The 13,533-nt window shown below is 67.8% G+C and carries 10 protein-coding genes; 3 read left to right on the top strand and 7 right to left on the bottom strand.

Annotated elements, in window-relative coordinates; translation table 11 throughout:
- Positions 1-25: 25 nt before the first annotated feature.
- The 3 genes from ABZ906_RS01005 to ABZ906_RS00995 all read left to right on the top strand — a co-directional run bounded on the left by ABZ906_RS01005 (position 26) and on the right by ABZ906_RS00995 (position 3,678).
- Positions 26-1,936 carry a discoidin domain-containing protein gene (locus ABZ906_RS01005; protein WP_361375862.1) on the top strand — a complete coding sequence of 637 codons (1,911 nt, stop codon included), beginning with the start codon at positions 26-28 and terminating at the stop codon, positions 1,934-1,936.
- 127 nt (positions 1,937-2,063) lie between these two features.
- Positions 2,064-2,984, top strand: a complete 921-nt coding sequence (locus ABZ906_RS01000) for a DUF1996 domain-containing protein (protein ID WP_361375859.1) — start codon at positions 2,064-2,066, stop codon at positions 2,982-2,984.
- 109 nt (positions 2,985-3,093) lie between these two features.
- Positions 3,094-3,678 (top strand): DUF305 domain-containing protein, encoded by a 585-nt coding sequence (locus ABZ906_RS00995; RefSeq protein ID WP_361375856.1) that lies wholly within the window; start codon positions 3,094-3,096, stop codon positions 3,676-3,678.
- 589 nt (positions 3,679-4,267) lie between these two features.
- Here the strand turns inward: ABZ906_RS00995 and ABZ906_RS00990 are convergent.
- The 7 genes from ABZ906_RS00990 to ABZ906_RS00960 form a co-directional block, all read right to left on the bottom strand.
- The gene (locus ABZ906_RS00990; protein ID WP_361375853.1) at positions 4,268-6,388 is read right to left on the bottom strand and encodes a hypothetical protein; all 2,121 of its coding nucleotides are present in this window, start codon (positions 6,386-6,388) and stop codon (positions 4,268-4,270) included.
- A gap of 62 nt (positions 6,389-6,450) precedes the next feature.
- A complete protein-coding gene (locus ABZ906_RS00985; protein ID WP_361375850.1) occupies positions 6,451-7,278 on the bottom strand; it encodes a hypothetical protein in 828 nt (275 codons plus the stop codon).
- A 17-nt stretch (positions 7,279-7,295) separates the two neighbouring features.
- A complete protein-coding gene (locus tag ABZ906_RS00980; RefSeq protein ID WP_361375847.1) occupies positions 7,296-8,132 on the bottom strand; it encodes a vWA domain-containing protein in 837 nt (278 codons plus the stop codon).
- A 188-nt stretch (positions 8,133-8,320) separates the two neighbouring features.
- A complete protein-coding gene (locus tag ABZ906_RS00975; RefSeq protein ID WP_361375844.1) occupies positions 8,321-12,019 on the bottom strand; it encodes an AAA domain-containing protein in 3,699 nt (1,232 codons plus the stop codon).
- Positions 12,016-12,423, bottom strand: a complete 408-nt coding sequence (locus ABZ906_RS00970; protein ID WP_361375841.1) for a hypothetical protein — start codon at positions 12,421-12,423, stop codon at positions 12,016-12,018. Before ABZ906_RS00970 ends, ABZ906_RS00975 begins: the two co-directional genes overlap by 4 nt.
- An 88-nt stretch (positions 12,424-12,511) precedes the next feature.
- Positions 12,512-13,063, bottom strand: coding sequence for a restriction endonuclease (locus ABZ906_RS00965; RefSeq protein WP_361375838.1), 552 nt, complete (start codon positions 13,061-13,063; stop codon positions 12,512-12,514).
- 113 nt (positions 13,064-13,176) lie between these two features.
- On the bottom strand, positions 13,177-13,398 hold the full coding sequence (locus tag ABZ906_RS00960) for a hypothetical protein (protein ID WP_361375835.1): 222 nt from the start codon (positions 13,396-13,398) through the stop codon (positions 13,177-13,179).
- Between the last annotated feature and the right edge of the window lie 135 nt (positions 13,399-13,533).

Here is a 13,533-nt window from a genome sequence, read left to right as displayed (position 1 = left end):
TCCACCCACCCGCAAGGAGAGCAGCATGCACTCCGGCACCTCCCGAAGAGAGAGACCCGCCCTCAGACTCACCCCCGTCGTCGCGCTGGCGACGGCCTGCGTCCTGACCCTGCTCACCGGCCTCGCCTCCGCCGCGCCCGCGGACAACCCCGGCGCGGTGGCGGCCGCGGCCTGGGACACCGACCGCGCGGCCGAGGCGTACGCCGCGAACCCGGCGTCGGCGACCGCGTCCGGCAACGAGGCGGGCAGCGCGGGACCCGGCGCCGCCTTCGACGGCAACGCCTCGACCCGCTGGTCGAGCCAGTTCGCCGACGACGCGTGGATACGCCTCGACCTCGGCACCACCCTGCGCATCGACCGCGTCGTACTGGACTGGGAGGCCGCCTACGGCAAGAAGTACGTCCTGGAGGTGTCGAAGAACGGCACCGACTGGACCCCCTTCTACACCGAGACGGCAGGCACGGGCGGCTCCGTCACCGCCCACACGTATCCCCAGGAAGTGACGGGCCGCTACGTCAGGATGCGCGGCGTCGAACGCGCCACACCGTGGGGTTACTCGCTGCACGCCTTCAAGGTCTACGGCGGCGCGCCCGCCCCGGCCTCGACGACCCGCTCGAACCTCGCCCTGAACCACCCCGCCTACTCCAACCGCTATCAGCACGCCGGCAATTCACCGTCCTTCGTGACCGACGGCGGCTGGCCGGCCGACCTCAAGGCCGATCAGACCCGCTGGTCGAGCGACTGGAACGCCAACCGCTGGGTCTCGGTCGACCTGGGCGCGCGCTCGACCATCGACACCGTGGACCTGTACTGGGAGGCGGCCTACGCGGTCGACTACGAACTCCAGGTCTCCGACGACAACCAGTCCTGGCGCACCGTGCACAAGCCGTCGGCGTCGGAGGTCGCCGCGCGGCGGGCGAACGTCAAGTCGCCGGGTGACGCGGTGGGGCTGCACGACAGCGTCAAGCTCTCGCAGCCCGCGACAGGGCGCTATGTGCGGATGCTCGGCAAGGAACGCCGTTCCTTCTACAACCCGGCTCCCTCCACCGCCCAATTCGGCTATTCGCTCTACGAGTTCCAGGTGTGGGGCACGGGCGGCAGCGCGTCGGCGGCCTATCCGGCCCTGCCGGGCGACCAGTCGGGGGCGTACCGGACGACGTTCTTCGACGACTTCACCGGCGCGAGCCTGGACCGCTCCAAGTGGCGTGTCGTCAGGACCGGTCAGGAGATGGGTTCGGTCAACGGCGAGTCGCAGGCGTACGTCGACTCCACGAACAACATCCGTACACAGAACGGCAGTCTGTCCCTGGAGGCGAAGTACTGCGACAACTGCACCACCGCGGGCGGCGGCACCTATGACTTCACCTCGGGCCGCATCGACACCAACACCAAGTTCGACTTCACATACGGCAAGGTCAGCGCCCGTATGAAGCTGCCGGTCGGCGACGGGTTCTGGCCCGCCTTCTGGATGCTGGGCAGCAACGTCGACGACCCGAACGTCTCGTGGCCCGCCTCCGGCGAGACCGACATCATGGAGAACATCGGCTACGGGGACTGGACGAGTTCCGCCCTGCACGGCCCCGGCTACTCGGCGGACGGCAACATCGGCGCCCGCCAGACCTATCCGGGCGGCGGCACCGCCGACCAGTGGCACACGTACGCGGTGGAGTGGACACCGACGGGCATGCGCTTCTACGTCGACGACCGCCTCGTCCAGGAGACGACGCGCAACAAGCTGGAGTCCACTCGCGGCGAATGGGTCTTCGACCACGACCAGTACGTCATCCTCAACCTCGCCCTGGGCGGCGCCTATCCGGCGGGCTGGAACAAGGTCACCCAGCCGTACTGGGGCCTGCCGCAGTCCAGCGTCGACAGGATCGCCGCGGGCGGGGTCAAGGCGGAGATCGACTGGGTGCGGGTCGAGCAGAAGGGTTAGGGCTCTTGGGGCTCCGGGGCCTTCGGGCTCCGGAGCCTTCGGGGTATTTGTCTGCCCTTTTGCTGCGATCCCCCCTCACGCGCACGTTCCGCACATCCACGCTCACACCGAACCGATCGGAGTCCCCATGTCCGGACACCCCGCTCCCCCGAAGCCGGAACCACCCCGCTCCCACCGCCGGCGCCGGCTGCCGCTGCCCGTGGCGCTGCTTGCCCTGGCCTTACCCCTGCTCGGCGTCACGCTCCCCGAGAGCGGCGCGCAGGCGGCCACCCCGCCCAAGGCGGACGTCGTACGCGTGGCCGAGTTCCTGGCCGAGTGTCCCGCCAGTCACCGCGCACCGGACGACCCGATCATCTTCCCCGGGCTCCCCGGCGCCTCCCACATGCACAGCTTCTTCGGCAACAAGTCGACCAACGCCCACTCCAGCATGGGCAGCCTCGACGGCTCCGCGAGCACCTGTTCGCCCGACACCGATCTCTCCGCCTACTGGGTGCCGACCCTGTACAAGGGCAACACCCCGGTGGAGCCGACGGGCACCACGTTCTACTACCTCGGCGAGGGGGTCAGGGACGACATCATCGCCAAGACACAGCCCATCCCCCGCGGCCTGCGCATCGTGGCGGGCAACGCCAAGGCCACCGGGCCGAACGACAACACCATCTCCCGCTGGTCCTGCCTGCACCACGGCGAGGTCGGCTCCTCGCACGACTTCGTCAACTGCCCGGCGGGGTCGATGCTGGAGTCCTACCTCGACTTCCCGCAGTGCTGGAACGGCAAGGACCTCGACTCCGCGGACCACAAGAGCCACATGTCCTACCCGGTGAACGGCGCCTGCCCCGGCACCCACCCGGTTCCGGTGCCCAAGCTCCGTCAGGTCCTGCGCTACCCCGTCAACGGCAACCCCGCCGACCTGCGGCTCGCCTCGGGGGCGGGGTACACGATGCACGGCGACTTCATCAACGTATGGCCCGAGGACGAGATGAAGCGCCGGGTGCGTGACTGCATCAACCCCATCATCAAGTGCGGGGCCGACGGGCGTCCTTCCTGACCCGCGCGCCTCACTCCCGTACCTCCAACCCTTACCTCCAACCCCTCACACCCCGTGGCCGGCCGGGCTCTCCTCCGGCCGGGCACGGGCCCGCCCACCGGAAGCCCTCATGAAACCGGTAACCGCCCTCCGTCTCGCTCCCGCGCTCGCGCTGTCCCTGCCCCTCGCCGTGCTCCTGACGGGCTGCTCGACGCCGTCCGCACGGCCTGTCTCGTCCGCGCCTTCGGTGTCAGCGGCCGCTCCCTCCCTCCCCGGAGCCACCGCCACCGACACCGGCTGGATACAGCTCCTGATCCCGATGGACGATCAGGCCGAAGAGCTGCTCGCTCTCGCCGCCGACCGCGGCTCCTCACCGGCCGTGGCGACGTGGGCGACAGGTCTCGCCAAGGCACACCGCTCCGAACTCGCCACGCTGCGGCCGCTGTTGCACCGCATGGGCCTGCCCGACACCAATGTGCACCAGGGCCATGACATGCCCGGCATGGTGACCGAGAGCGATCTCACCCGCGGCCGTCGGCTCACCGGCGCCGCGTTCGACCGCTTCGTCCTCAGGGAGCTCCGCGACCACCTCGGCCATTCGCGGCGCGTCTCGCGCTCCGCGGCTCGCTCGGCCGGCAGCAGCGAGGTCCGACGTCTGGCGTCCGGCATCGCCGACACACGCGCCGACCAGCTGAAATCGCTGCCCGGCCGATGAGGCTCACACGCACGGGGTGCGACGCTTCGTACCAACTGCGCGGGTGTGCGGACGGTGCGGCGAAGGCGGAGTAACGTCGTGACTGCGCGTTCGAAGCGGCCGGTTGACGGCGGCCGCCGCGCGTGGGGCGGCGACGGCCGCCCGGGCGCGAGGAACGAGGCTCCCCCCTCGTCGCTTCCTCGCGCGGTGCCCTCCATGGGTGAGATGCGGGATTTCCCACCACGAAGGGCTCTGGCGGGAGCCGCCTCGTCGGTGATGCGGCTCCTGCCGGCCAGCGGGGAGTCCTCGCTCGTCAGCCGAGGATAGGACTTCCGCTCGCATGACCGAAGCAGCCATCGAACGGCCCCGAAACGGACGATCAGGTCGACGCACAGATCGCGCCCGTCATCAGGAAATTCTTGCCACGAGCAGGATCACGCATGGCCCGCTGAGCCTTGCGGCGGCACCGAGGCGAACACATCGGCCACGAACAGCCCCAACGCAGCTCGCGCAAACGATCTATTTCATGCGCGTCCACACTGCCAACGTGCTCACGATCGGCATCAACGGAAAGACTTAACGAAGCGCTGTCAGGCGGACGAGCGCGATGTCACCGACGGAAGTAGAGGAACCCCAAATAGCACACGAACGACAGTTCACGCTGCCGGAGTTTGGCAGCCTCGACGGAGTCGCTCAGTGTCCCGTGGAGCGCGCTGTTCTGCTGGAGCCCGACCGTGCGCCGACTGAACTCCTCCCGCTGCTGCCGGGCCTGATCGCCCGCGACAGAGTTGGCTCGGGTGAGTCGGTCCTGTCCGTCCACCATCTGCTTCCGTGCCTTCACTCGCAAAGCATCGGTCTCGGATTCCACATCCTTGCGCTGTGCGGTGAACCGGGCCCGCCGACTGGCGACGCCTTGCTCGATAGGCCGTCGCTCTGACGCACTGAGGGAGGTCGGTTGCCGTGCTTCAGCAGAGGCGACCAAGCGTTTACGCCAGATATCGAGGGCGATGGCCTTGGTCTCGCCGATGCCGTGAACGTCGATGACCCGGCCGTTGCTCAACACGAGTACGGCGCCAGTGCTGTTGTAGTGGGTGTTCTGCACCGGCCGATAGCCCGTGAAGTCAGCCGCTGTTCGGATTCCCGCCGCTGCCAGACGGGAGGCGAGTTTCGGCCCGATGCCCGTCGGCGGGGACTGGGCAATCAGCCGTCGGCTGAGCTGATCCCGCACGTACGCCGACTGCTTCTCGGAGAGTGCCTTGGCCAGGGCTCTGCTCAATTCCCCCGCAAGCCCGTCGATTTTCTTGTCCATGTCGCGCTGCTTGCGGACCTTGCGCTTCTCGGCCTCCTTGAGCTCGCCGTGGTACTGAGCCGTGAGCTTGTCCAGGGCTCGTGGGAAGGCCGCGGTCCGCTTCGCCTCCGCCGCATCGAACTTCGCCCGGTCCTTACGTAGCTTCTCCGCTGCCTTGACCGGGTCATCGAGCTGGCCCAGTTCATTGGTCAGCTTGGCGAGAGCCGCCCTTACCTGTGTTCGCTCCGAACGACGGCTCCATGCGAACGCTGTGAATGCGAGCGCAGCGAGAACCGGTATTCCTGGCCCGACCGGTGATGCCGAGAACCCCGCGACAACCATCAGGACGGTTGCGATCAGCATGGGCGGAAGGAGCACGGCAGAGGCAACATCCAGCCACGTCCGGGTGCGGAAACCGACCGGGGCCATGCCCGATGGCTCAGTCGGCGTCGGCGCAGACTGCGGAGGGACATGCCCAGCCATCCAACCGGGCAGTCCGCCTGTACCTGGAGCAGCGGCCTTGGCGCCACCAACCGATGCCGTTGAGTTCGTCGCGGCGACTCTTTGCCCGGGGACGGCCAGGGCGAGCGGGGGCAGCACGTCCAACGGCTGGAAGGCCAAGGACCGTACTTGGTCGGCGAGTCCGCTCACCGTCCGGTCGGGGTGGGTCAGCAGCGTCTGCAGTCTGGTGGAGCCACCCGGATTCTTGAAGTCATCTTCGGTGAGCAGCAGGAACTCGCCACTCGGCTCGTGCAGCCGATTCCACAGAGCAGGATCGGAAGCGATCGCCTTGAGCGACAAGAAGATGACCCAGGCGGAGAACCGGTCCAGCGCCACCCCGAAGTCATCATTCCCGCGCATGGGTGACTGATAGTTGCGGTGTCCTCGCTCAGTACCGCCCATTCCGTCCAGTGCGGGGACGTACATGCCGTCGTAGTCGACCAGCCGTAACGTGTCATCGCCCGCGACGAGCAGGTTGCCGTGCTGAAGGTCGCCGTGGGCTATCTCGTGGGCGGCCAGATCACGGGTCAGGGCCTCGAACCGTTCTGCCATACGGTCGACGGCGAACCCGTGGGCATGATTGTCGTCGAGCCAGGATGACAGCGTGACGGCCTCCGCCCATTCCATCTTCAGGACCGGGTAGCGATCCCGCCCGACGCTGATGGCAGAGGGAAGGTACTCGAATCCAAGGTTCCAGGGCTGCGAGAGTTCGGCCGGGTTCAGCCGCGCGAGTCGGGAGCTGATGGCCTGATAGCGACGTTCCTGGTCCGGAACGTGGCGGGTGAAGCACTTGATCGCGTACCGCTGGCCTGAGGTGTCCGAGGTCAGCGAGAAGACACTCGCGAAGGCGCCGGAGATGGCGCGAGGCAGTCCTAGCTTGGTCAGTTCCGGACGGGCGCCTTTGAGTTCTGGATGCTGGAAGCACAACTGCGTGTGCTGCAAAGCCTCCGCGTAGTCGGCACCGCTCGGGAATTGCCGCTGGGGACCAGTGGCCGGGCCCACGTTCACCGCCCCTCGAAATCGATCCGTACGAAAGCCACGTCGTCGTTGCGCAATTGCCTACGGTCCCGGAGATCAGCCAGCCAGTTCTCGAACTGGTTCAGGTCGTCAGGCCCGGCGTACTCCAGCAACTGGTGTACGGCGTCTTCCTGGTCGGAGGCTGACAAGAGCCACGCGGCCAGGGCATCCGTCATCAGGAGCAGCCGGTCCCCGGGGCCGCACCTGCCTTCGGTGAAGAACGTGCGGCGGGCCAGCAGTTCCACGTCGTGGTTGCGGCTGCCGAACAGGTCAGGATTTGTGCCGAATTCTTCGGCGGTCGCCACAGGGAACGCCCGTACCAGCCGGTTGTTGTGCAGGTGAAACAGGCAGCTGTCCCCGAGCGCGGCAGCACGCCATCGCCAGGCCGGTTCAGCCGTGTCGGACTCGGCAGCGGCGTCCGGGTCGATACGCACAGTGAGCAGTGTCGCGTAGGCACCCTCGGCGATCTTGGTGTGCTCATACCACTTCAGCGGGCGCCCTTCCTCCTGGCGCGCCTGCGTGTACCGCCCGAGCCAGGGCTCCCACTGAGACACCGCCGACGATGCGAATTCCTCGAAAGCGGTGCCTCCTCCCAGCAGGTCCGGCCGTTCCATTGCCTGTTCGGCCGCCGTGCGGGACAGCAGCCTGGCCCAGTCCTTGGCCAGGGCACTCTCCGTCGCACCGTCGCAAACGCCCGCGGTCAGCGGCTCCTGGAGCTCACAGTCGTGTGGACGGCCGGGAAGCACTGCAACGGCGTCTTCGCATTCCGCCTCCGTGCTCCCGTGCTTTGGGGCCACGAATTGCGTGACGTACACGCATGATGTGGAAGTCGTCACCGCAGTTCAGTGGCCCGGGTGCCGATGTCGAGGAACTGCACGACCGTGGTGATGTCCGCGTTGTAGACGAATCCGCGGGTGGTCTCGCTGACCCGCTGCCCCTGTGACGCTGCGTACGACCGCATGTGGCTGGGCAGCGGGCTCGACATGGCGAACAGTGTCCGGGCATAGCTGTCGGGGAGACCGTTGTCCGTGTCCGGGAAGGCGGTGGGGGTGCCGCCCGCGGCGGACACGTGCAGGTTGAACAGCAGCGCGGCTCCATCGGCGGTGGCGTGCGAGGTGACGGCCTCGGCAGCCGCGGTGGGGTCGCCGTCTGTAGACTCTCCGTCCGTCAGGTTGATGACGATGGGCGGGAAACTGGCCGGGTAGCGCTCGGTCCACCCCGCGACAAGACTTTCGGCGTATTGAAGTGCGCGGTTCATCGGAGTTCCGCCGCGAGCGGTCGGGTCCATCCACAGCGGGAAGCTGACCGCCGTTTCGACCAGGCCGCCGGCACCGTCGGGCACCTTCTTGCTTCGCTCGTCGACGCGGGCCGGATTGTCCGCCACCTCGCTGAGGGGGACGATGTCTCGGCCCGCCAGCGATCCCGCGAACGCTGAGCCCACGGTGGCTCCGTAGCCGATGACCGCGACGTGGAAGTAGTCGCGCACGCCTTCTTCTTTTGCGCACTTGACCGAGAGTTCCGTGAGCAGCCGGTTGATGGCGTCGGCAACGACGTCAGCCTTCTGCTGGGGAACTTCACCGCCGATGGGATCGCTCATAGAGGTCGATTGGTCGACCAGGAAGATGATGCTCGTCGGATTACTGCGGCTGATCTCTGCCGTGTACGGCACATTGAGCTCCTGGCGGGCTGCGAAGAAGTCGGTCGTCGGAGAGGCTCGAACGACATGCTGATGAGGTGCCGGTGACGGCCGTCGTCGCGCAGGTCAAGTCAGTGAGATGCCCCCAACTCCAGTGTAGTGAGCAGACATTGGCGTGGGGCATATTCAGGTTTATCTCGACGAAATTCCGGGCTTCGCCCTCACCCGCCGCTGAGCCGCCGTGTAACACGCTCCGCTCGACCGGCCCACACGTGCCAGGCCGGCAGTCGCACGCCGTTGGGAAGCAGGGCGGCATGGCTGAGGGCGAGCCTCAGATGTCGTGCGTCCTCCATCTCGGCGGATGCCCCGTGGTCCAGCTGGACCTGGGCCACGGCCGAGCCCCGGCGGACATCGAAATCGTAGGGATAGCCGTCGGCCGTGACGTTCCGGTCAAGCTGGATTCCGGAGATCTGACCCGCCAGGAGGTGTTGAAGCCGGTCTCCGACAAACTCGTGGCCCTGCCCGGACTCACCTCCGGGCAAGGTCTGTTCGGCTTTGGCCTCAGCCGCGTCCAGCAGCGCACGCGGCATCCCCGCACGGACCGACCAGAAGTCACGGTCACCGAACACGATGAGATGCGAACGAGCGCGCGTGATGGCCACGTTCCACAGGTTGATCTCGCGACAGAGCCAGCCGACCGCGCTGGGACGCATTCTCTCGCCCGCGACGAGTGACAGCAGAATCACGTCCTGCTGCCCTCCCTGGAACGTGTGCACCGTACCGACCCGCACGCGCGGCTCGTGCCCCCAACGCTTGGCGATCAAGTCCTTCTGAGCGCGGAACGGGGTGACGACTCCTACCGTCGAGCCGTCAGGCAGCCGCTTCAGCAATCGCTCCACCGAGATGTGGACGCGATCTGCCTCTTCCTGATTCATCCAGGACCCGTTGTCGCCTCTGCGCGCCGTTCCCTCTACGTCGAGCCACTGAACCGCGTCGACCCCTTCGAGACGCCGGAGCGACCCGGGCTCGGTGAGAACGGTCAGCCGGTCGCCGTAACAATGCCGGTTGGAGATGCCGACGATGTCCGGGTGGCAGCGGAAGTGCTCGTCCAGCAGCAGAGTCGTCCCGGCCGCGTGGGCAGCCGCATGGAACGCGGAGTACCGACGGTGCTCGAGCCGGTGCTCATCGAGCCAACTCGCCCGCAGCCCCGCCCCACGGTGCGCCTCGGCCTCCTGCCGGGGCTGAAGCGTGGTGATGTGCTGCAACTGCATGGGGTCGCCGATCACGAGAGCCCGGCGTGCGCGAAAGAGCAGAGGCAGCACGTCCGGCGTGGAGCACTGGCTCGCCTCGTCGACGATGACCAGGTCGAAGAGGGCCGCCCGATCCCGGAACCGCCGTGGGGATCTCGCGGTGACGGCCCAGCCCGAAACCTGCGGCAGGATGCGCTCCAGGGACGACCATTGCCGCGGCGACCGTGATTTCACGGCTTCGATGCGGTCGTGGATGGCCGCACGAACGGTCGTTGCCTGCTCCGCCACCGAAGCCTGCAGCAGTGCCGCCGCCGTCTCCCGGACCCGTCGATCGGTCCCCCGAAGCGTCGTCAGCAGTTGGGTGTCGTCCGGAGCCGCATCAGCTTCAGCGCCCGTCCGCCGCCAAGCAGCCTCTGCTTTCGCGAAGCGCACCAACTCGTCGAACTCTTGACGCCCCGCGGCCTGCGCGGACAGCGGGGCGAGACCGCGCAGGCACCGCCTTCGCAGCCACCCACCCAGGATCCCGAGGCGCACCGCCGTGCGAGCCCGGCGCAGCCACCGGCTGAGGGAGGCATCGTCGCCGAGCGCCGCTGCGAGTGTCTGCGGGTCCCCATGATGTTGCTCGGCGTAGGAGAAACGGAGTCGGCCGAGGTCGGCCAGTTCCCGCTCCCGACCGGCGACCTCCGCGAGTTGTCGGCGCAGCGCCTGCTGCTCACGAAGATGGTTCCGCAGTTCGCCCCCATGCATCTGGGAAGACTGGTCGGGCCGGACGCTGCGAGTCAGCTTCTCCAGCGTCCGCAGCTCTTCTTCGACGGCTGTCTGGTTGCCCGTACGTACGAGGAGGCCCGGAGCCAGGGCTTCGCAGCGCTCCCAGACCTCGTCCACCGCCTTGTTGTTGGTCGAGGCGACGAGCACGGTCTGGCCGGCCGCTCTGGCCGTGGCGACCGCGTTGACGATGAGCTGGCTCTTCCCGGTGCCGGGCGGGCCGGTCGCGACGGTGAGCGGACGGACCATGGCGGCCCGGATGACCGCCTCCTGCCCCTCGTTCAGCTCCAACGGAGCGACTACCTGCACCTCACGCTCGGCGCTTTCGTCCACGCCTTGGCCCGCCCCCGCGGTGAGTGCCCCGAGCGCGGTGCCTGAGAACTGCCCGACGCTCTTCTGCAGCGTTTTGTAGTCCTTCATCAGCTGTGCGGTGGCCGCCGAGTCCGACCGTGCGGCGAAGACGATCGCCACATTGCGGGCACCTTCATGCGCGGCGTACAGCGAACTGCCGTCGCCGAGCGATCCGGGATCGAGGTGCTCGGTGTCGGGCAGTCCCAGTTCCTGCAGCAGGCTGCGCAGGTCACGGACCATGTCTTCGCGGAATCCCGGACGCCAGTTGGGCTGGTAGGCCGCGAGTAACTCGTTGCCTTCGTCCTTGCCCAACCGGTCGAGAACAAGTTTGGGGTGCAGGACGATCGGCCCTGTGGGCGTCACCACGCTGTGTCCCTGTGGACTGCGTTCGACCTCGACCTGCCGCATCGCGAGCGGCGCGCACACCTGCCGCTTGCCGTCGTAGAGGACGGCGACTGGGTATCCGTACCAGAGGTCTGCGCTGTCCTTCTGCGCACGCTCGGCCAGGTCCACGACGCGTTCTGGCGCTTGTACCGTGGCTTCCGTACCGGAGAGCAGGACCTCCTCCCCTGCGGGCCAGACCGCGCGTGGCGGTTCGCTGCCGACCAGCGGCAGCAGTTCGCCGGTGGAGTTCTCCGCCTCCAGGCAGTGCTGGTAGTACGCCAGCAGCCGAGTCCAGTCGGCGTCGGTGAAGGCGGAGTCGTCGTGCACCGCCTCGGCAGCCTTGACCGGTGCCGGTGTCACCCCTCCCGTTCCATCGGTGACTGCGGTGAGCCCGGCGGGCAACGGCTTGAGGGCGGGAATCTGACGGCCGGTGGACGCAGTGGCGAGATAGATGTCGCCGGTCACCTGAAGACTGGACTGCGTCGGTGTCTGTCGCCGTCCATCAGGTGCTTTCCGCAGGTCACGGCTGATGTACCGGAACAGGTCGTTCGCCGAGACCTTCCCATCACCGTCCAGGTCCGCTTGTCCCGAGTGCAGGCCGTCGACCATCGCCTTGGTGAACTGCGAGGGCTGGTCCGCATCGGTGGTGAAGGCCTGCTCCCAATGCTGCGATGCGGTGATGACGTACACGCCGCTGGCCTCGACCACCGGTGCGGTGGTCGAGTGCGAGGCCCCTTTGCTGCGAAAGCCCTGCACCGCACTGCCGCTGAAGCAGCAGTCGAGCAGCAGGACCTTGCGCCGCGCGGCACACTTCTCCAACTGGTCTGTCACGTACGAGGCTTCGAGCGCGGTCTGCTGGAGCCGGTCCGCCTCGGTGTCCGTCGTGACGTAGTAGAGCTGGCCGTCCTCACGGTCGTACGCCCCGTGGCCGCTGAGATAGAGCACGACCAGTTCGTCCGGCTCGCGGTCCCGGAGAAACTGCTCGACGGCCTGCTTGATTGCCGCCTTCGACGAGTCCTCGACCCGTACGCATTTCTCGTACCTGCCCACGGCAGGCATCTCCAGGATCTGGCTCAAGTAGTGGACGTCCGCGCGTACAGAGGGCAGGGCGGGAAAGTGCACGTCCTCATAGACAGCGGTGCCTACGAGCAAGGCGTGCTGACGGCTCATCGCTCGTCTCCCGGACCGGCGGCGCCCGGCCTGTCGCTCCGTCCGTCCTGGCCGTCACGCAGCGCCTTCACCTCACGCCCGGAGACTCCGCCCTGGAACTCCGTGACCGTGCCGTCGGAGTGCACGACACGCACCTTGCGGCTCTTGCGGACGTCGACCCACGCCTTGATGGCCGTCCTCGCCAGCGCGAAGGTGCCCGTGGTGAGGATGAGCACGACCTCAGGGGTCAGCAGCTCCGCCCCCTTCGCACCCTCCCTGCTTCCCGTCGCTTCGGGCAGGGCGAAGCGCACCTGGGCGCCGTCCAGTTGGTGCAGCACCTCTCGGAGCTCTCGTGCCTCGACCTCCGCATGCCGCGGGTCGGCACCGAAAACCTGGATCTGCGCGGACTCGATCTCGTCGGACATGTTCTCCCTCGTACGGCCAACTCGTGTGTCTGCGAGCAGGGTTACCCGCGCCGCTGATGAGCCGTCAGCCTATTGATCGCTCTCGTCGTCATGTTCCGGTCGCCCAGCGCCTGCGTCGTGTGTCCACGTCCGGAATCCGCAGGATCCTGTACAGCGGCTCGCCTACGTCCGCCCACCTCTCCAGCACGTCCCGGTCCACCAGGTGGATCCCATAGCGTGGACCGCTGGCTCTCGCGGCTGCCGTGAAACCTCCGGTGGTGACGATCACCGCGAAGTCGGCACCGTGGTCGTGGCGGTACGTGCCGTTGACGCGCTGTACGTCCTGGTCCCCGACCCGTCGATCCGGTCGCAGCCGCTTGCACTGCACGACGACCCGTCGCCGCGAACGGTCGACGACGAGCACGTCGGCGCCCTTGTCCCCGGCTCTGCCGACATGCTCCGCGGCGAGTCCGTCCCGACGCAGCAAGGAACAGACCGCCAGCTCGAACGCCCGGGGATCCAGGGCATCGAGATGCGCCAGCGAATACCGCACGGGCCCGGCGGAAAGCGCCGAGGGCCCGCTCCATCTCCGTAGGGCCAGCCGCCCCGGCTCCAGGCCCAGTCCGACCGTCGCGGCGGCCAGCACGACGCCCGTCCACACCGGCCACTGCTCGGCCGCCTGCCACAGACCGCTGCCCCCGGCCAGGACGCCTATCCCCCACGCCCACCAAGGAATTGCCGCCCACCCTCCTTGGCTCCGCCTGCGCCGCCGCATCAAACGGCCGGGCCGAAGAGTGCAAACATGCCGCCGGCCAGCCCGAACAGCGCGAGGCCCGCCAGATCGGTGATCGTGACCAAGGTGAAGGTGTGGTCGCGGCAGCGCGCGAACAGCCCCTTGCGCCTGCGGCGACACGGCCGATGGAAGGCGGTCGGACCGCCGCAACGCGACACCAACGCAGTGCCACCGATCACCAGTAGTGCCATGGCGAGCAGCATCAGATCCCCCGTCCCCCGCCTATGCCTCACGAGTATTCGGGAAAGCCCTCCGCCCCGACCAGTACTTCTTCGGCCGAGCTGGCCGAAATGGGGGCGCGCGGGAGCGTCGGCGACGTTCTTCCCGCGCGTGTCCCT

Source organism: Streptomyces sp. NPDC046925 (genome assembly GCF_040644915.1).
In the GTDB taxonomy this organism is placed as follows: domain Bacteria; phylum Actinomycetota; class Actinomycetes; order Streptomycetales; family Streptomycetaceae; genus Streptomyces.
The sequence above is the reverse complement of the archived record's forward strand: the minus strand, read 5'-3'. Positions and strand labels throughout refer to the sequence as shown.